This is a genomic window from Oscillibacter hominis, assembly GCF_014334055.1.
Taxonomy (GTDB): domain Bacteria; phylum Bacillota; class Clostridia; order Oscillospirales; family Oscillospiraceae; genus Oscillibacter; species Oscillibacter hominis.
Genome location: NZ_CP060490.1, coordinates 107,166 through 125,897 on the forward strand (window position 1 = coordinate 107,166; position 18,732 = coordinate 125,897).

Sequence of the window (18,732 nt, forward strand, 5' to 3'; positions counted from 1 at the left end):
TATTACCAAACGCCTATGTGGTTTTGCGACCACATAGGCGTTTGCTGTAATAGCCCCCTACTGGGAAGAAAGGGGGTGAGTTTGATGATTTATTCGGAAGAATACAAGGAGCATATCGAGTACACTTTTGCTGCTTTTTGCAAGGTTGTTCTCCACAATGCGGCTATGAGTGCATACCGTGATTTCGGACGGAAACAGAAACGGGAAGTATCGCTTGAATACTTAATATCCGAAACGCCACTTGAACCATTCACAACGGATACTTATTTTGAGCAGTACGACCAACCGACTGTCTTTGTTGTAAAAGGGCAGGAGTTTGTTGTCGCAAGTAAGCGGTTAGCCGACGCACTATTGAAATTGACCGAGCAAAGACGCAATGTTTTATTTTTGTACTTTTTCTTCGGTTATACCGACGCTCAAATCGGAAAAAAGTATGGAAGAAGCAGAAGTACAGCGAATTACTGGAAATTAGTAGCATTAAAACAGTTACGAAAAGAAATGGAGAGATTAGAACATGAGGAACAAGAAACTGATACCCTTTGAAGTCATTGAAAAGGCAGTCTCTGGAGAGCCGGAAGCCGTAAACGCAGTTTTACAGCATTACAGCCCGCGCATTAAGTATCTGTCCAAATACCGTGGACATATCAATGACGATATTCAAGACCGTTTGAAAGCACAGCTTATCAAAGCTATCCTGCAATTCCGTTTTGACAGGTAGCGAGTAGCAAAGCCAGAGAAAGCCGTCAAGGATAAACTTCGCGCTTCGCGTCCTTGACGGTTTTCCCTGTCCTTGCTATGTAGCAGCCAAGAGCGCAATCGGATAGACCGCTTGCGCTCCCTATGAATTATGGAATTTATTAACGGATAATCACTTTTGTATTTCCGCTTCCTTTCGCTTCCGTTCCGGCAGCGTATGGGTAGAGGAAGCAATGAGGGACGGAAAGGAATGGAATAGATAATTGATTAAATCCGTAATTCTTTAATCTTTACTTTATATATCTTTATTTAATTGCGTTGGATTTTCCGACGTCGGACTATCCGATGTCGGAAAATCCAATATCGGGTAATCCAATATCGGGTAATCCAATATCGGAAGCTGAAACTATCACAAGTTTTGTTCCATGCAAACAGTTACATGAATTGTCATAGTAATGTTACGCAGTAGAGGGCGAAATAGCCTTGATTTAAGCGGCTTACAGACACGAAAACATCAAGGGTAAGGGATTTATACCTTTTCCCTCAAAAACGGGGTTCTACTGCGTAACAATGCAGAGATAGAAAAACAGAGAGCAACCACTTTTGAAAGTGATTAACTCTCTGTTTCTGTTTGCAATCCTGTTTGTCAGCGTTAGTGATAATTTGTTGTAAATACTTCCTTATCACTGTAAAACTAAAGCATTCGGGGATTTTTCGGAGGCCGCCCCTGAGAGATAAGGAGCGTGAGGAAAAAGAGATCAGTATGCCACGATTTCGACAGGATGCTGGAACCGCTCAATGCTGCAGAACTCCTCTGAGACGCAGGTTATCTTTCCATCCAGGATCAGCTCCGCCAGTGCCTGGCCGCCGATGGGGCCGTGCATGAAGGAGCAGCCCAGGCCCGCAAAGAAGCGGTTGGAGCCGATCTGGGAAATGATGGGCTCCCGGTCCGGTGTCACATCGTAGAAGCCGGAGAAGTGGCGGACGATGTTGACGTTTGCAAAGGAGGGGAAGGCCCGCACCAGGTTCCAGGCGTCGATCTGGGCATAGGCCTGGCTGGTGGTCATATCATAGGTGGGACGGTCGTCCGTGGCGAACTGGGCATGGCCCCAGCCAAAGATGACGCCGCCGTTGACGGTGGTCTGGGTCAGCCAGAAGTCATTGTACTTGGGGGACTTCAGGTTCAAAAGGGGATTGATGGAGCCCGGCTCCACCGGCTCGGTGACCATGACCTCCTCCACATAGGGGACCACGGGGATTTTTTCACCCACCATGTCACCGATCAGGCAGCTCCAGGAACCGGAGGTGACGATCAAATTGGCGGCGGTAATCTGACCCTTGTTGGTTTCCAGCAGCCAGTCCCCGCCCGGCAGCAGCTTGGCGCCTAAGAGCTGGGTGTACTGCATGTACTCCACGCCGAGGCGCCGGCCGCCGATCATGTAGGCGCAGAGGGTGCCGAAGGGATCGGCCTTGCCGTCGGTGGGGCAGTAGGTGGCGGCGATGACACCGTCCGTGTTGAACAGGGGGACGATCTCCTTGAGCTCCTGGGCGGAGATCACCTGGGTGGGGACGTCCAGGGAGCGGTGCATGGCGGCAAAGCCCTTGTAACGGTCGATCCAGTCCTCATCATAGAGGGCGTAGGCGTATCCGCTCTGGACGAAGCCGCAGTCGTGGCCCAGCTCCTCGGTGAGGCCGCACCAGAGCTTCACAGCCTCCCGGCCCATGACCACACGCTCCGGACGGCCGTACTGCTGGCGGATGCCGGAGCCGTTACGGCCGGAGGAGCCGTAGCCGATGTACTTCTGCTCTAACAGCACCACGTTTTTTGCGCCTTTTTTCGCCAGGTTATATGCGGTGGACATCCCCATGACGCCGCCGCCCACCACAACGTATTCCGCAGTCTTCACTTGGACACCTCCTCTTTGAATGCCAGCAGCTTTGCCGGCATGTTGGAAATGGGAGGCCGGACGGTGGGGAAGCCGATCTGGTCGATGGGCTTTCCGGTTTCCTCCTGTAAAATCCGCTGGACCATGCTGATGCAGACCCGGCCCTGGCAGGGCCCCATCCCCAGGTGGAGATAGCGGCGCAGGAGTTCCAGCTCGTCAAACCCATCGTGGATGGCGTCCCGCACGTCCTGCTCCGTGATGTCGTGGCAGCGGCAGATGATTACGTCTTTCGAATCCATATTCAACTCCTTTCTCGGCATCAGGCAAAGGAGATGTCGCGGGCCTCGGCGGCCATGGCGGCATCGACCTCGAACGTGACCGTGGGAGTGTCTCCGATGGACTTCTCCCGGGAGATGGTGCGCAGCACGGTGCCTTTGCAGAGCTTCCTGCCCTCGCGGTCCAGCACGTCCACGGTGTCGCCGGGGGCGGGGAAGGGGAGAAACTCATAGGGGATGGTGATTTCGGCCCTGTCGCCGCTGAGGCGCATCATATAGATGGCAAGGCCGGGGCAGATCTGAACGCACATGCCGCAGCCTCGGCATTTTTCATAGTCAATGACCGGGATGTCCTCCACGGAGGCGGTGGTGATGGCGCCGAATTTGCAGACCGTGCTGCACGGGTTGCAGGCAATGCAGTCCGGGCACTCCACAATGGCCACGGCGTGCGGGCCGCTCAGCGCATCAAGCGGGGGAAGCGTGCAGTTACTCATGGATGCTCACCTTCTCCAATCCTTTCAAAATGATGGCGCCTTTCTTACCGGCGCTGCGGAACTCATGGCCCACGGCGATGAGTTCCTCCTGGCGCGCTTTTGCCGCATTGGTGCCATAGCCCAGGGCAATGGCGGCCTGGAGTCCGGCCAGCTCGCCGTCGATCATGGCGGTGGTGGCCTCGCCGATGCCGGAGCAGTCTCCGGCGGTGAGGATGTCGCCCTTGCTGGTCTCCATCCAGCGGTTGCGCATGGGCACAAAGCCGCACAGCTCACGGGCATAGGCCACATCGCACTTGCCCTGGCTGCAGGGGCGGTAGTTGGGCTGCAGGCCCACGGCCAACGCCACCGTGTCCACCTCAAGGGTCTGCTCGGTGCCGGGGATGGGCTGGAACTTCTCATCCACTTTGGCAATGGTGGCGGAGCTGACCCGGTCGGTTCCTTCGACGGCAACCACGGAGTGGGAGGTGAGGACGGGAATGCCGCGGCGGCGGATCTTGTTGGCATGGACGGTGAAGCCGCCGATCTGGGGCGCCGCCTCCACCACCGCGGCCACCTCGATGCCCGCCTGGAGCAGCTGGTAGGCCAGGATCAGTCCCACGTTGCCCGCACCCACCACCAGCACCCGCTTGCCGATCCTGATGCCGTGGACGTTGACGATGGTTTGGATGGCGCCCGCGCCGTACACGCCGGGCAGGTCGTTTTTGGGCACGCCCAGCATGACCTCGTTGGCGCCGCAGGCCACCACGGTCTTTTTACAGGCGATGTTGTAGAGCTTGGTGCCGTGGCCTGCGTTGACCTGGAGCAGATGGTCCTCCAGGAAGCCTGTGACGGTGCTGTTGAGCATGACCTGGATGCGGGGATTTTTCTCCACCCGTTCGATCAGCTCTTTGGCGATATGTACGCCCCGGACTCCGGCATAGTACTCCACGGAGCCGAAAAACTTGTGGGTCTGCTTGACCAGTTGGCCGCCCAGCATGTAGTTCTGGTCCACGATCACCACGCTGGCCCCCAGGTCGGCGGCCGCAAGAGCCGCCTTCAGCCCGGCTGGGCCGCCGCCGATGACGGCTAAATCGGCCTCGATGAGCTGGGGCGTGGGGATGGCGGTTTCCAGATCCCGCAGTTTTGTGTCGCCCACCATGGTGTTGACCACCATGCCGGGTTCTGCCGGGGTGATACAGGTGCGTACGTTGCTGATCCCGTTGACTTCCATGGCGCAGGACGAGCAGTCGCCGATGGCGCAGAAGAGGCCTCTTGGCCGGTTGGAGCGGGTGCTGTCGCGCAGCTTGGAAATCCCGGCCGCGCACAGCGCCGCGGCTACGGTCTCCCCCTCCTTGGCCTCGATTTCCCGGCCGTTGTACAAAAAGGTGAAGGACGGCCGCTGAGCGAAGTCCAGAACGGGGTGTGATTCAATTCGCATTGACACAATCATTTCCTCCGTTGTCCGTTATGATTTGAGATTTGGGATTCTGCCTGCCGGCCGGGTTCGCCGGCAGGCAGCTTGCTCTCAGGTGCTGCTCTGGGTGGGAGACTGAGCGGGAGCGGGTTCCTTGGGAACGCCGGTGGAGATCATCTTGACACCTGTAAACAGCACGACGAGGCCGATACCGATACAGGCCCAGTTGACCCACATGCCGATGCCTACGGAGAGGATCAGGGCTCCGGCGCAGCCCACGATGCCGCCCAGCATGATCCAGGTGTCCTGCTTCAGGCCGCGGATCACCTTGACGTCCTTGCCGTCAAAGCCGGGCAGCAGGTCGCTGGTCTTGTTGCGGATCAGGGAGATGCCCACCACCAGGAGAAGGGAAATGCCCACGCCCCAGAGGATGGGGAGGGTGAGGCCCATGACCTGGGCCACCACAAAGCCGAGGGCTCCGCCGATCTGGCCCACGATCACGGCGTATTCGTCGGACTTTTTCCAGAAGAGGGTGGCCAGCACCGGCGCGCACTCCGCAGAGGCATAGATACTCAGGCCCAGATTCAAAATGGCCACAATGCCCTGGGAGGTCAGCACCCAGATGACGCAGAACACAGCCAGCAGCAGGGTCATCAGGCGGGAAAACTTGATGCTGTTGCCAAGATTTTTCTTCCGAAACAGGGCGGACATGTCGGTGGTGATGGCCACCACGCCGATGTGCAGATAGGAGTCAAAGGTGGAGATGGTGGTGGCCAGCAGCGCGGCGGCAAAGAGGCCCAACAATCCGGACGGCAGAATTTTGCCCAACAGGGTGTACATGACCTGGTCGGAGCTGGTGACCATGTCAGGGGTAACAATGATGGCTGCGGCGATGCCGAAAAAGACCACCAGGCCGGCCCACAGCGTCGTGTACAGGAAGCCGTAGGTGGAGCCGCTGACCGCGGTCCGCTCATCCTTGGAGGTGATGAAGCGGGTCAGGTAAGTGATGTCCACCGTGCAGGAGAGCACACCGGAGATCAGATAGCCCAGCCAGGAGATATCCGGGCGCAGGTCAAAAAACTGGGCCGTGTCCAGCGTGGCCCGGATGTTCTCCGGGGATGCGCCGTTGATGACGCAGAAGATGGGAATGATGATGAAAATGGTGGGGGTCATGACGAACCACTGGAAGGTGTCCGTCCACACCACGGAGGTCAATCCACCGGCCATGGTGCAAAGGAGCACGGCAATGGTGCCGATCACCGCTCCCTGGGCATAGGTGAGGCCGTACTTGCCAAACGCCATTTCCAGCAGGATTCCGATGGCCGCGCACTGGCTGGCCATCAGGGACAGCGCCAGCCACACGCTGGCAAGACAGGTAAAGGGCCTGTTTTTCTGTGAGTGATAGCGGTGATAATAGATGTCGCCCAAGCTGGTGATATGGATGGAGTCGGCGGCTTTTCTCAGCTTTCTGGCAAGGCCCAGCAAAATGGCGACCCAGCCGCCGATGTTGTAGCACTGGCTGGAAAAAAGCACGCCCACGCCTTTGGTCCAGGCGCCGCCCATGTAGCCGATCAGCGAGCCGGAACCTTTCATGGAAGCGCCCTGGGTGGCCATGATGGCCAGCGTGCCGAACTTGTTGCGCCCCAGGTTGAAATCCTCACCGGTTTTGGCCCCCCGGGAACTGAAATAGATGATGGCGGCGAGAACCAGAAAATAAATGGCGATGACGATCATATCCAGTGTGCTGAAATTCAGTGACATATTGCATCCTCACTTTCTGTATGACCACGATAAAATGTGGAGAACCATCGCAAAGGTGGAAACAGATGCAATTACTATTTTCACTTATTTGAATGCAGTTCACTCATCGGAAGAAAAAATAGAGGGATCATCTCGCTTTCCTTTGCAATGTAAATAGGCTGCGCGCCGATGGGGATGGAGTTGCCACGCATGGATCGGATATTACTGATAGAGGTTTTTGAAGACCAGGGTCTTTACCTGGGAGCACTCTTCCAGGGTAATCCTGGCGCCCTCGCGGCCGATGCCCGTCATCTTATAGCCGCCGAACTGCTGGTCAAAGGTGCGCATGTCACTGTTTCCGTTGACGATGCACGCGCCGGCCTGGAGCCGTTTGGCCACATAGAGCATCTCCTGGGGATTGTTGCCGATCACGCCGGAGCTGAGGCCGTAGCAGGTCTGGTTTGCGATCTCCAGCGCCTCGTCCAGCGTGTCGTAGCCGATGACCGTGTACACCGGGGCGAACAGCTCCAGGTCCTTTGCGGTGTCCGCCGTCTTGGGGACGTCCATGACGGTGACATCCACGAACGCACCGCTGCGCCCGCCGCCTAAGAGCAGCTTGCCGCCCTGTTCCACGGTGTGCCGGATGTGTCCGACCGCCTCTTCTGCCTTGGCCACGGAGATGACGGGGCCGACCTCCGTTTCCTCGCTGGCGGGGTCGCCCACCTTTTTGTCCTTGACCGCTGCGATCAGTTTGCGGAGATACTCCTCCTTGAGCGAGTTGGGGACTACGAAGCGCTTGGTGGAGCAGCAGGCCTGGCCCGCGTTGATGAGGCTGCGGCCGGTGACGCTCTCTTCCACGGCGTAGTCCAAATCGCACTCGGGCAGGATGACCAGGGGATCGTTGCCGCCCAACTCCAACTGCACATGGGCCAGATGTTTGGCCGCCTCCTTGGCAATTTCAATCCCCACTTCCGTGCTGCCGGTGAGGCTGACCATGGCCACCCGCGGATCACCGGAGAGCCAGGGCCCGATCTTGGAGCCGCTGCCGGTGACTATCTGGATGGCGTTGGCCGGCACGCCGGCCTCAAGGAACAGCTCCACCATGCGGATCTGGGCCAGAGGCGTCTCCGAGGAGGGCTTCAGGATGACGGAGTTGCCCATCAGAAGGGGGGCCATGGCTTTGTGGGGCACCTGGCTGGCAGGATAGTTGAAGGGCAAAAAGCCCACAAATACGCCCAAGGGCTCCCGAACGGTGGCGATCAGATGGTTTTCCGTGTTGACCCGGTTGGCCACGGGTACGGTTTCGCCGCCTACAAAGCGGGCAGCCTCGATGTACTCCTCAAAAAACTGCTTGGTGTAGAATTCGATCTCCCGTTTGGAGGCCTTGTAGGGCTTGCCGCACTCGCGGATCAGGTAATCCGTCAATTCATCCGCGTTTTCCACCCACAGGTCCACGAAGTTGCGGGCGATTTCGATCCGGCGCCACAGGGGAACTGCCGACCATTCGTGGAAGCCGCGCACCGCGTTGTCCAGCGCGCGGTCCACATCCTCCCGTGTGGCCATGGGAACCGTGTCAATCACCTCCTGAGTGGCGGGATTGATCACATTCATAGTCTTGCCGTCAGAAGAATCCACCTTCTGGCCCCCGATGATCATTTTCATATGTTCTTCCTCCTTTTCGCTTGTCAGGGCTTGCAAGGCCCATGTTAAACAGCTGTTTAAACGAACGCTTGTTTTAAAATATGCAACTTTGTAAAATAAAATATTTGGAAAACATGAATTTCTTATAGAACAGTGCAACTTTTTTCGTGTGTCCAATACTTGTTAGGAAGAGAGGTCATACCTTTTCCGTATGAATAACTGCGAACAGAAAAACGCGCGGGCCCAACTGAATTCGGGCCCGCGCGTTTTTTGATTTGAGACTTGCCGCCTGTTCGGATGGGAAAGTTTTGCCGCGGCGCAATTGCTGAACAAGGTGAGTGGTTCGGCTGTCAGGGAGCGGCCCTCCCCGGCTGTTGGGTGAAGCCCGGCCTGCCATGCAGGAGGCGAGTCTCCCAAAACAGTCTATGCAGCGGCCGCAAAAAAAGCGCCAGCCGCATGCGGCTGGCGCTTTTGGCATTATGACTTTCCATGGATTTTAGTACCGCACTTGGGGCAGGTGATCTCAATCTTCCCCTTCCCTCTGGGAACGCGGCAGATGGTTTTGCAGTTTTTGCAGACAAAATACTTGTGGTCCTTGTCCTGCCTGCGCTCTTTTGCGCTGCGGAGCGAGGACTTCAAGCCAAACCAGAAGGAGCACCACTTGCTGTTTTCCTCCTGGCGTTTGTAGACGTTTTTGGAAAACATGCGAAAAATGGCGATGCACCAGAGCGCCATGCTGAAATAGTAGAGAATGCCGATGCGCAGCAGGCTGGAGAGCAGGCTGGAAATGAGACACATCCACACCAGGGCCAGGTTCAAGTGATCCATGCCGTTGCGGCCATACATGAAGCGGGCAAAACCGGCGCCGATTTTTTGCAGGAATTTCATGTAAAAAGACCCCTTTTCTCAATTGTACTTATTCTACTTGAAAAAAGTTTTACAGTAAACAGCTTTTGGGGTAAATTTACAAATTGGACATTTATTTCGTTCTCCATGGGTGCTATAATCCTCATTGAACAAAACAAAAGAGAAAAAAGGAGTGTCATTTTATGGCAAAAAGGCAGTTCAAGGCAGAGTCCAAGCGGCTGCTGGATCTGATGGTCAACTCAATTTACACCCACAAGGAGATTTTCCTCCGGGAGATCATCTCCAACGCCAGCGACGCCTGCGACAAGCTGTGCTATCGCGGCCTGACCGACGATCAGGTAGGGATGAGCCGGGAAGATTTTCGGATTGAACTGAGTGTGGACCCGGAGGCGCGCACCATCACCGTGTCGGACAACGGCATCGGCATGAACAAGGAGGATTTGGAGAACAATTTGGGCGTCATCGCCTCCTCCGGATCCTTCCAGTTTAAGCAGGAGCTTGGAGAGGGTGCGGCGGACACGGATGTGATCGGCCAGTTCGGCGTGGGCTTCTACTCCGCCTTTATGGTGTCGGACCGCATTACGGTGGTCACCAGGAAGTTTGGCGAGGATGCGGCCTACCGCTGGCAGTCCTCCGGCGCCGACGGCTACACCATCAACGAATGTGAAAAGGAGGGCCACGGCACCGACATCATCATGCACATCAAGCCCGACGCCGAGGAGGAGCAGTACAGCGAATTCCTGGACAGCTACCGCCTCCAGGGCCTGGTGAAAAAGTATTCCGACTATATCCGCTTCCCCATCCGAATGGAGGTATCCAAGAGCCGCCGCAAGGAGGGCTCCCCGGACGACAAGCCGGAGTATGAGACCTACCGGGAGGTGGAGACCCTAAACTCCATGGTGCCCCTGTGGCAGCGCAGCCGCTCCGAGGTGAGTGAGGACGAGTACGCAAAATTCTACCGGGACAAGTTTATGGACTATGCGCCGCCGCTGAAGGTCATCACCGCAGACCTGGAAGGCGCCGTGACCTATAAGGCGCTGCTGTTCATACCCTCAGCCGCTCCCTACGATTTCTACTCCAAAGAGTTTGAAAAGGGGCTGCAGCTCTATTCCAACGGCGTGCTGATTATGGATAAGTGCGCGGACCTGCTGCCGGAACAGTTCCGCTTTGTCCGGGGCGTAGTGGACTCCCCGGACCTGTCGCTGAACATCTCACGGGAGCTTCTCCAGCATGACCGGCAGCTGAAGATCATTGCCCGGTCCCTGGAGAAGAAAATCCGCTCCGAGCTGGAGAAGCTGCTGAAAAACGACCGGGAGGAGTATGAGAAGTTCTTCTCCATCTTTGGCCGCCAGCTGAAATACGGCGTGGTGGCGGACTACGGCGCCAACAAGGAGAGCCTCCAGGATCTGCTGCTGTTCCACTCCTCCACCCAGGAAAAGCCCACCACACTGGCTGAATATGTGGAGCGGATGGGAGAGGGGCAGAAGCTGATCTACTATGCCGCCGGCGAAACGCTGTCCGCCGTGGATAAGCTGCCCCAGACGGAGCTGCTCAAAGAGAAGAACTATGAGATGCTCTATTTTGTGGATGAGGTGGACGAGTTCGCCATCCAGATGATCGGCAAGTATCAGGATAAGGAGTTCCGATCTGTGGTGGATGGCGACCTGGAGCTGGAGGGTGAGGACAAGGAGCAGGAGGATGACTCCGCCCACCGGGAGACCCTTGATTTTGTGAAAGAGGCCCTGGGGGACCAGGTGAAAGAGGTCAAGCTCTCCAAAAAACTCAAATCCCATCCCGTATGCCTCACGGCCGGCCCCGGGCTGAGCTTTGAGATGGAGAAGTATTTTGCCGCCGTCCAGCCGGACCGGCCGCTGAAGGCCGACCGCATTCTGGAGCTCAATGCCGCCCATCCTGCCTTTGAGGCCTTGGAGCGTGCCGCGTCCTCTGATCCGGAACAGGGGAAAAAGTACGCAAGGCTTCTCTTTGACCAGGCTCTGCTCATTGCGGGGCTTCCCCTGGAGGATGCTTCCGCCTATACGGATTTTGTCTGCGAACTGATGAAGTAATTCCTCCCATTTTACTGCGCCTTCCTGTAGGAAGGCGCAGTTTTTTTCCCCATCTGCCAAAATGCGGCAGAGAAAGACGGGCTGTACGGGTACGATAATAGTATCCGGACAGCCCGATTTTGACGGAAATGGGCGAATTTCCTGCGATAAAAATATATGACCATCGAAAAACCTTATAATTTTGTACATTTTTCAATGTGAAGAAAGAAGAACTGCAGCGCACAAACGCACCCTTGCATTTGGATTATTTAATCCATAATAGTGGTCAAGTTGCACAAGAAAACACCGGATAAAACCGGTACATCTTTGCACAGAAGACGGTTTTGCATGTCAAATTATATGGTTGTATAGAAAATGGCGGTTTTACTCCGTAAAATATAAATATTTGGTTGAAAATATCCAAATTGGCAGTATACTGAAATTACAGCCGGCTGAACAACCGGCCGAGACGAGGCAGGGATGCAAGGAGGAGATACTGATGGAAGACAACAGAATCATTGAATGCATGGAGCGGGCGGATTACCTGCTCTCCAACCTGATGGCGGTCAAACCCGGTGAGGAGGTCCTCATCGCCATTGATCCCGAGACCGACATGCGCATGGCCAACGCCATTGCTGCGGCCGCGCTGAAATGCGGTGCGGAGTACAACATCAGCATGATGCCCATCCGTGGAAAGGATAAGGCCACCATTTTCCCGAAGACGCTGGAAAAGGCCATGGAGGAGTGCGACGTATTCGTGGGTATGACCACGGCGTCAGGCGCCGCCATTTACAACAACCGCCTGAAGGAGCTCATCAACGAGAAGAAACTGCGCGAGGTTTCCATCTGCCTGCGCAGCATCGATAACTTCACCCGGGGCGGCGCCCTTGCGGACTATGAGAGGGTACACGCCGACGGCGAGCGGCTCCAGGCCATCTGGCGGGGACATAAGAAGGCGCATATCACCACTCCGGCCGGCACGGATCTGTACATGGAAATGAACGACATGGAGCCCATCATCGAGTGCGGCATTGCCCGCAATCCCGGCGATGCCATGGCCTGGTCCGACGGCGAGGTCTCCCTGGGGCCCGTGATCGGCACCACCCATGGCAAGCTGGTGATCGATGGGCCCATCTGCTACTATGGCTGCCCCGCCACGCCGGTGGAGCTGAGGGTGGAGGGCGGCCGCATTGTGGAGGTGGTCGGCGGCGACGCCAAGATCTGCCGCGAGATCCGCCGCCAGATCAGCGAGGTCCAGGACTCTGACAACATTGCGGAGATCGGCATTGGGCTGAATCCTGCGTGCCTTTTCAACGGGGACTTTGAAGAGGAGAAGAAGGCCCGGGGCACCTGCCACATCGCAATGGGCAACGGCTTCTACTATGGTCAGCCCGCCCGGTCCACGGTGCACATCGACATGGTGCAGTATAACCCCACCATCACCTTTGACGATGTGCCGATCGTGAAGGACGGCCGGATGGTCTGCCTGGGCGAGTAAGAAGCGGAACGCGGATTCACCCTTCCTGAAGGAGGGGATCGGCAGCAGTCCGGATTTACGGAACTGCGGGAAGGGGGCGCCATGCTGGCGGAAAAAATACCGATTTCCCTGTGGATGCTGGGATTCGCATTGATCGGAAGCGGCATCGATTACATCCGGATCAAAAAGATCGACAGAGCGGTCCTCTGCTTTTTTGCCCTTGCCGGGCTTGTGACCGGAGCCGTGTTCCATTGCGCCGGCATGCGGTGGGGGGATCCGGCGGGAATCGCCGGGGCCCTGGCCGCCGTGGTGCTGATCGGGTTCGGGTCCAAACGATTCATCGTGGAGCACATCATTCATCTGGACCGAAAGCCGGTTTCCGATGAGGATCAAAAGTGGTATGAAGACTTTCAAAAGGAGGTTGAGGAAGAGAGATCGGCCATGGGGGCCTGGGAGCCGCGCCGCCCGGGCGCTGGCCTGAGCAGGAAACGGCGGAAAAGGCGGCCATGATGTAAGACTGCTTTGCAGCCTGCGGGCCAAGGTATGTGAATGTCAGTGGAGGTAATGTTCAAAGGAGGGAGTACCGATGAAAAACAGACCCCTTGTCCACCCCTACATCCCAAACTCAGTGGAGGATGTCAGGGAGAGTATGCTGGACACCATTGGAATCAAAAGCATTGAGGAGCTCTATGAGGATATCCCGGAGGAGGTCAGGTTCAAAAAGGAGCTGGACCTGCCCGAGCCCTTCCTTTCCGAGTGCGAGCTCAAGCAGCATGTGGAGAGAATCCTGGCAAAAAACAAGACCTGCGGAGAGAACCTGAGCTTTTTGGGCGGCGGATGCTATCAGCACCATGTGCCCGCGGTGTGCAACGAGATCGCCGGCCGCGGCGAGTTCGTCACCGCCTATGACGCCGGCTACTATGCCGACCAGGGCAAGTATCAGGCCATGTTCGAGTACATGAGCATGATGGCGGAGCTGCTGGACACGGATGTGGTCAGCATCACCTATGACGGCCTGGCAGCGGCCAGCAGCTCATTGCTGATGGCCGCCCGCATCACAGGGCGCAAGGAGGCCCTGATTGCCCGCAGCATCAGCGCTGACAAGCGCTCCCACATGCACAACTTCTGCCGTCCGGCCATGGACCTGAAGGAACTGGCATATGACCGGGAGACCGGGCTTTTGGACCTGGAGGAGTTGAAGTCCCAGCTCACCGGCGAGACCGCCTGCGTGTACTTTGAGTGCCCGTCCTATTTCGGCGTCATCGAGACCCAGGGCGCGGAGATTGCACGCCTGGCCCATGAAAAGGGAGCCCTTGTGGTGGTGGGCGTGAACCCCATCTCCCTGGGCGTGCTTGCAAGCCCCAAATCCTATCAGGCGGACATCCTCTGCGGCGATGTGCAGCCGTTGGGCCTCCACATGAACTATGGCGGCGGCCTGTGCGGCTTTATCTCCACCAGCGACGACGAGTGCTTCCTGATTCAGCACCCCTCTCCTCCGCTGAGCGTGTTCCCGGAGGAAAACGGGGACCTCTATTTTGGAAAGCCCACCAAGCAGTTCAGCTCCTACATCAAGCGTGAGACCTCTCCGGACTTTACCGGCAGCCTCCAGACCCTCTCCAGCATCACCGCAGGCGTTTACCTGGCCACCATGGGCCCCCAGGGCATGTTCGAGATCGGCAAGACCATGATGGAGCGCGCCCGCTACGGCAAACAGCTGATCGGCGAGATTCCCGGCGTGAAGGCGGATGTCTTCTCCGGCCCCATGTTCCACGAATTTGTCGTGGATTTCAACGCCACGGGAAAGAGCGTGAGGGAAATCAACCAAATTCTGTTGGAGCAGGGCGTATTCGGCGGCAAGGACCTGTCCGGGGAGTTCCCCGAATTGGGGCAGTCGGCGCTCTACTGCATCACTGAAGTCCACTGCGCGGCCGACCTCAAACAGCTGGCGGCCGCACTGAAGGAGGCTGTGAAATAAAATGATGCACAATATAAGAATCAATCGGGAGTTTCACGCCGCTTCCTGGCATGAGCCTGTGATCTTCGACCTGTCCTCTCCCGGCGAGCGGGGTATCCTGGTCCCCCGGACGGAGGAGGCGGTGGCCCAGGAGGTGGGCGATGTGCTGGCGGCTTTGCCGGAGGCCGTGGTGCGAAAGGAAGCGCCCCGCCTGCCGGAGTTGTCCCAGCCCCAGGTGATCCGCCACTATATGCGCCTTTCCCAGATGTGCCTGGGCAACGACCTGAACATCGACCTGGGCCAGGGTACCTGCACCATGAAATACAACCCCAAGATCGACGAGGAGCTGGCGAAGTCCCCCAAGGTCACGGAGCTCCATCCCGCCCAGGATGAGTCCACGGTCCAGGGCATGCTGGAGATCGTCCACCGGTCAGAGGAGCTGTTCCACGCCATCTCCGGCATGGACGCATTCTCCTTCCATCCCAGCGGCGGTACGGCCGGCATCTTCACCAATGCCTGTATCATCCGGGCCTACCACGAGTCAAGGGGCGAAGGGGCGCAGCGCGACGAGATCATCACCACTATTTTTTCCCACCCGGCCGACGCCGCCACCCCCAATGTGGCGGGCTTCAAGGTGATCACCCTGTACCCCGATGAGAACGGCTACCCCAGCGTGGAGGCCCTCAAGTCCGTGCTCTCCGAGCGCACGGCGGGCCTGATGATGACCAACCCGGAGGATACGGGCATCTACAATCCCCACATGAAGGAGTTCACAGACCTGGTTCACTCGGTGGGCGGGCTGTGCGCCTACGACCAGGCCAACACCAACGGCATCCTGGGTATCGCCCGGGCCAGGGAAGCGGGCTTCGACCTGTGCCACTTCAACCTGCACAAGACCTTCGCCGCCCCCCACGGCGGCTCCGGCCCCGCCTGCGGCGTCATAGGCGTGAAAAAGGAGCTGGAAAAGTTCCTGCCCGTCCCCGTGGTCACCTTTGACGGGGAGAGCTATGGCCTGGATTACGACCGCCCCGAAAGCATCGGCAAGATCAAGGGCTTTATGGGCAACGTCAACATTGTCCTCAAGTCCTACGCCTGGATTATGAACTTAGGCGCCGAGGGGATCAAAAAGGTGGGAGAGACCGCCACGCTGAACAACAACTACCTGATGACGCTGATCAGCAAAATTGACGGCGTCACCGTCCCCTATTCCGAGGGACACCACCGGGTGGAGCAGGTCCGCTACAGTATGCAGAAGCTGTACGAGGAGACCGGCATCACCAGCGACGACCTTTCCCGGCGGATTGTGGACTACGGCGTCACCGATTTCTATACCAGCCATCATCCCTGGCTGGTGCCCCAGCCCTTTACCCTGGAGCCCTCGGAGACCTATTCCAAGCACGACCTGGATGAGTACGCCGCCATCTTTGAGACACTTTTCCACGAAGCCCGCACCAACCCGGACATCATCCGCACTGCGCCCCACAACAGCACCATTGCCCAGGGGGACGACAGCGGCATGAAGGACGAGAGCAAGTGGGCCTTCACCTGGAAAATGTATCAGAAGAAGGTGGCCAAGACCAGATAGCAATGGAGGAAGGGAAGAAGGTCGGCGTCATCGTCAACCCCCTTGCCGGCATCGGGGGGAGGGTGGGGCTCAAGGGCAGCGACGGCCCTGAAATCCAGCGCCTGGCCTGGGAGCGGGGCGCGGCGCAGGAGTCCCCGCGGCGGGCGCTGACGGCGCTCCAGGCGCTGGCATCCGGAGCGCCAAGGGCACGGGTACTCACCTGTCCCGGCCAGATGGGGCAGAGTGAATGCCTGGGCGCGGGGCTCAGAGCGGAGGTGCTTCCCCTTGCGCTGAGCCATCCCACTACGCCCCGGGATACGGAGGCGGCGGCCCGGGCAATGATGGAAGAGGGCGTGGATTTGCTGCTGTTTGCCGGCGGGGACGGCACGGCCCGCAACATCTATGAGGCCACCGGCGGGAAGGTCCCGGCCATCGGGATTCCCGCCGGGGTCAAAATCCACTCCGCCGTATTTGCCAAAAACCCCCGGAGCGCCGGACGCCTGGCCGCGCAGTTCCTGGAGGGGCGTATCACCGCCCTGCGGGAGTTGGAGGTAATGGACATCGACGAGGAGGCCTACCGCAGCGGCCGTGTCAGCGCAAGGCTCTATGGGTACCTCCCGGTGCCCTTTGCCGAGGAGATGGTGCAAAAGCTCAAGGCCGGCAGCTCCAACGAGCGCTCTGCCCTCAACGCCATCGCCACGGAGATCGTGGAGCACATGGAGCCGGACTGCCTGTATATCCTGGGCGCCGGCACCACCACCCGGTGCGTCACCGACTATTTGGGGCTGGAAAAGACGCTTTTGGGCGTGGATGTCATCCAAAACCGGCGGATCGTGGCCCGGGATGTGGGGGAGGGAGAGCTGCTGCGCCTGATAGAGGGCAAGCGGGCGGAGCTGATCATCACGCCCATCGGCGGCCAGGGCTGCCTCTTTGGACGGGGCAACCAGCAGCTGAGCAGCCGCGTCATCCAGATGGTGGGCCCAGAGCATATCACCGTCATCGCGACCTTGCAGAAAATAGTAGATTTAAACGGTTCGCCCTTTTTTGTCGACCTGGACGATGGGGCGGCCAGCCAGAGACTTTCCGGCCATATCCGTGTCGTCACGGGATACCGCCAGGCGCTGGTCTATCCCGTCCAGGCATAGGCAGACCCAATCAGATAAAGTGTGCTATATGAGGAGGAAAAGAACCATGGCGAAAGAAAAAAAGGCACGAGTTCGACGAGACCCAACCTTGCTGGAATCCACAATCGCAATGCTTGCCATGATGGTGATGGTCTCCTATGTCATCATGGCGGGCAAGGGAGACGCCCAGATGCCCTTCATCGCGGCCACGGCCATCGCGGCAATCATTGCCCTGAGGACCGGAATGACCTGGGCGGAGCTGGAGGCCGGCATTGTCAACACCATCTCCGCGGCCCTTCAGTCCCTCATCGTCATCATGGTCATCGGCATGGTCATCGGCTCCTGGATTCAGGGCGGCGTTGTGCCCGCCATGATCTACTACGGGCTGAAGATCATCAACCCCAAGTTCTTCCTGCTCACCATCAACATCATCTGCATGATCACCGGCCTTTCCACCGGAAGCACCTACACCACTGCCGGGACCATGGGCATCGCGGCCATGGGCATGGGCTCCGTTTTGGGCATTCCTCCGGGAATGACGGCCGGCGCGGTCATCTGCGGCGCCTACTTCGGCGACAAGATGAGCCCCCTGTCCGACACCACCTGCCTGGCCTCCGGCGTCAACAAGGTCAACATCTTTGTCCACGTACGCCACATGGTCTGGACAGTCACCCCGTCCGTACTGTTCTCCTGGGTGATGTTCACCGTCCTGGGCCTCAGATACGCTCCCACCAGTACGCTGGAGATGGGTGCCATCGACGCCATGCTGGACGGCATTGCCGGCAGTTTCCAGCTCTCCCCCTGGCTGCTGCTGCCCATGGCACTGGTGGTCCTGATGATCATCTTCCAGGTCCCCGCGCTGCCCGGCATCTTAGGCGTATCCGTCCTGGGCGCCGTCTGCTCCATTATCCAGGGCCACGGCCTGGCGGATATCATCGACGCGCTTCACTACGGCTACGTGAGCGAGACCGGCATCGAGGCCGTGGACACTCTGCTGACCCGCGGCGGCATGGATTCCATGATGTGGACTGTGTCCTTCATCATCTGCGTGCTGGCCTTTGGCGGAATCATGGATGTGTCCGGCATGCTGCGCACCATCATCAATGCGATTTTGAAGCGCGTGCGGCGTGACGGCACTGTGTACCTGTGCGCGGCGCTGACCTGCCTGCTGCTGAACATCGTGGCCGCCGACAACTATGTGGCCATCGTGATGACTGCCAGAATGTACCGCAGGCCCTTTGCCGAGCGGGGCATGATGATGCAGAACCTCTCCCGGATCTGCGAAGACGTGGGCTCCATCACATCGCCCCTGGTGCCCTGGAACACCTGTGCCATCATCATGACAGGCTTTCTTGGCGTGGGGCCGCTGGTCTACGGGCCCTACTGCTTCCTCAACTGGTCCTGCGGGATTTTCTCCATCATCTACGGCTACACGGGCTTCACCATTGCCCGCAAGGACCCGGATGAACTGCTGAAGGAGATCGACGATCCCGACTTTGTGGAGCCCAAGGAAATCCACACGCCGTGGATCAGCAAGCCGGTCCAGCGCCTGGAAAAGGTATAATAGGATGCCCCG

At 58.1% G+C, this 18,732-nt stretch carries 16 protein-coding genes; 9 read left to right on the forward strand and 7 right to left on the reverse strand.

The features are described 5' to 3' along the window. Positions 1–84 precede the first annotated feature (84 nt). A complete protein-coding gene (locus H8790_RS00575; protein ID WP_187334188.1) occupies positions 85–543 on the forward strand; it encodes an RNA polymerase sigma factor in 459 nt (152 codons plus the stop codon). Then, positions 515–718: a helix-turn-helix domain-containing protein gene (locus H8790_RS00580; protein ID WP_187333173.1), complete on the forward strand. Its 204-nt coding sequence runs from the start codon at positions 515–517 to the stop codon at positions 716–718. Before H8790_RS00575 ends, H8790_RS00580 begins: the two co-directional genes overlap by 29 nt. 736 nt (positions 719–1,454) lie before the next feature. On the opposite strand, the gene H8790_RS00585 is transcribed toward H8790_RS00580, so the two are convergent. From H8790_RS00585 to H8790_RS00615, 7 genes are all read right to left on the reverse strand, one after another. Next, a complete protein-coding gene (locus tag H8790_RS00585) occupies positions 1,455–2,603 on the reverse strand; it encodes an NAD(P)/FAD-dependent oxidoreductase (protein WP_187333174.1) in 1,149 nt (382 codons plus the stop codon). Then, complete coding sequence (locus tag H8790_RS00590; RefSeq protein WP_207724194.1) at positions 2,600–2,881, reverse strand: (2Fe-2S)-binding protein; 282 nt, start codon at positions 2,879–2,881, stop codon at positions 2,600–2,602. The genes H8790_RS00585 and H8790_RS00590 overlap by 4 nt, the downstream gene beginning before the upstream one ends. Before the next feature lie 20 nt (positions 2,882–2,901). Then, positions 2,902–3,351, reverse strand: a complete 450-nt coding sequence (locus H8790_RS00595; protein ID WP_187333176.1) for a 4Fe-4S binding protein — start codon at positions 3,349–3,351, stop codon at positions 2,902–2,904. After that, positions 3,344–4,768 (reverse strand): FAD-dependent oxidoreductase, encoded by a 1,425-nt coding sequence (locus tag H8790_RS00600; protein ID WP_187334189.1) that lies wholly within the window; start codon positions 4,766–4,768, stop codon positions 3,344–3,346. Before H8790_RS00600 ends, H8790_RS00595 begins: the two co-directional genes overlap by 8 nt. Positions 4,769–4,855: 87 nt before the next feature. Then, entirely contained in the window at positions 4,856–6,505 is a 1,650-nt protein-coding gene (locus tag H8790_RS00605; RefSeq protein WP_187333177.1) for a sodium:solute symporter family protein, read from the reverse strand. 201 nt (positions 6,506–6,706) lie between these two features. Next, positions 6,707–8,146 carry an aldehyde dehydrogenase family protein gene (locus H8790_RS00610; protein WP_187333178.1) on the reverse strand — a complete coding sequence of 480 codons (1,440 nt, stop codon included), beginning with the start codon at positions 8,144–8,146 and terminating at the stop codon, positions 6,707–6,709. A 456-nt stretch (positions 8,147–8,602) separates the two neighbouring features. Continuing rightward, complete coding sequence (locus tag H8790_RS00615) at positions 8,603–9,013, reverse strand: hypothetical protein (protein WP_187333179.1); 411 nt, start codon at positions 9,011–9,013, stop codon at positions 8,603–8,605. Between the two features lie 161 nt (positions 9,014–9,174). Here H8790_RS00615 and htpG point away from each other — a divergent pair, with 161 nt between their 5' ends. From htpG to nhaC, 7 genes are all read left to right on the forward strand, one after another. Beyond that, entirely contained in the window at positions 9,175–11,058 is a 1,884-nt protein-coding gene (htpG, locus tag H8790_RS00620) for a molecular chaperone HtpG (protein WP_187333180.1), read from the forward strand. A gap of 478 nt (positions 11,059–11,536) precedes the next feature. Next, on the forward strand, positions 11,537–12,535 hold the full coding sequence (locus tag H8790_RS00625; RefSeq protein WP_187333181.1) for an aminopeptidase: 999 nt from the start codon (positions 11,537–11,539) through the stop codon (positions 12,533–12,535). A gap of 81 nt (positions 12,536–12,616) precedes the next feature. Next, positions 12,617–13,024: a Tim17/Tim22/Tim23/Pmp24 domain-containing protein gene (locus H8790_RS00630; RefSeq protein ID WP_187333182.1), complete on the forward strand. Its 408-nt coding sequence runs from the start codon at positions 12,617–12,619 to the stop codon at positions 13,022–13,024. A gap of 76 nt (positions 13,025–13,100) precedes the next feature. Further along, the gene (gene gcvPA, locus H8790_RS00635; protein WP_187333183.1) at positions 13,101–14,489 is read left to right on the forward strand and encodes an aminomethyl-transferring glycine dehydrogenase subunit GcvPA; all 1,389 of its coding nucleotides are present in this window, start codon (positions 13,101–13,103) and stop codon (positions 14,487–14,489) included. 1 nt (position 14,490) lies between these two features. Beyond that, positions 14,491–16,053, forward strand: a complete 1,563-nt coding sequence (gene gcvPB / locus H8790_RS00640) for an aminomethyl-transferring glycine dehydrogenase subunit GcvPB (protein WP_243208527.1) — start codon at positions 14,491–14,493, stop codon at positions 16,051–16,053. Between the two features lie 2 nt (positions 16,054–16,055). Further along, entirely contained in the window at positions 16,056–17,177 is a 1,122-nt protein-coding gene (locus H8790_RS00645) for an ATP-NAD kinase family protein (protein ID WP_187333184.1), read from the forward strand. Positions 17,178–17,223: 46 nt separating this feature from the next. Beyond that, positions 17,224–18,720, forward strand: coding sequence for a Na+/H+ antiporter NhaC (gene nhaC, locus H8790_RS00650; protein ID WP_187333185.1), 1,497 nt, complete (start codon positions 17,224–17,226; stop codon positions 18,718–18,720). The last annotated feature ends 12 nt before the right edge of the window (positions 18,721–18,732 follow it).

Excerpts from the sequence above, each read along its gene's own strand:
- H8790_RS00575 (WP_187334188.1), top strand. The coding sequence starts at position 85 with ATGATTTATTCGGAAGAATACAAGGAGCATATCGAGTACACTTTTGCT.
- H8790_RS00580 (WP_187333173.1), top strand. The coding sequence starts at position 515 with ATGAGGAACAAGAAACTGATACCCTTTGAAGTCATTGAAAAGGCAGTC.
- H8790_RS00590 (WP_207724194.1), bottom strand. The coding sequence starts at position 2,881 with ATGGATTCGAAAGACGTAATCATCTGCCGCTGCCACGACATCACGGAG.
- H8790_RS00595 (WP_187333176.1), bottom strand. The coding sequence starts at position 3,351 with ATGAGTAACTGCACGCTTCCCCCGCTTGATGCGCTGAGCGGCCCGCAC.
- H8790_RS00600 (WP_187334189.1), bottom strand. The coding sequence starts at position 4,768 with ATGCGAATTGAATCACACCCCGTTCTGGACTTCGCTCAGCGGCCGTCC.
- H8790_RS00605 (WP_187333177.1), bottom strand. The coding sequence starts at position 6,505 with ATGTCACTGAATTTCAGCACACTGGATATGATCGTCATCGCCATTTAT.
- H8790_RS00610 (WP_187333178.1), bottom strand. The coding sequence starts at position 8,146 with ATGAAAATGATCATCGGGGGCCAGAAGGTGGATTCTTCTGACGGCAAG.
- H8790_RS00615 (WP_187333179.1), bottom strand. The coding sequence starts at position 9,013 with ATGAAATTCCTGCAAAAAATCGGCGCCGGTTTTGCCCGCTTCATGTAT.
- htpG (WP_187333180.1), top strand. The coding sequence starts at position 9,175 with ATGGCAAAAAGGCAGTTCAAGGCAGAGTCCAAGCGGCTGCTGGATCTG.
- H8790_RS00625 (WP_187333181.1), top strand. The coding sequence starts at position 11,537 with ATGGAAGACAACAGAATCATTGAATGCATGGAGCGGGCGGATTACCTG.
- H8790_RS00630 (WP_187333182.1), top strand. The coding sequence starts at position 12,617 with ATGCTGGCGGAAAAAATACCGATTTCCCTGTGGATGCTGGGATTCGCA.
- gcvPA (WP_187333183.1), top strand. The coding sequence starts at position 13,101 with ATGAAAAACAGACCCCTTGTCCACCCCTACATCCCAAACTCAGTGGAG.
- gcvPB (WP_243208527.1), top strand. The coding sequence starts at position 14,491 with ATGATGCACAATATAAGAATCAATCGGGAGTTTCACGCCGCTTCCTGG.
- H8790_RS00645 (WP_187333184.1), top strand. The coding sequence starts at position 16,056 with ATGGAGGAAGGGAAGAAGGTCGGCGTCATCGTCAACCCCCTTGCCGGC.
- nhaC (WP_187333185.1), top strand. The coding sequence starts at position 17,224 with ATGGCGAAAGAAAAAAAGGCACGAGTTCGACGAGACCCAACCTTGCTG.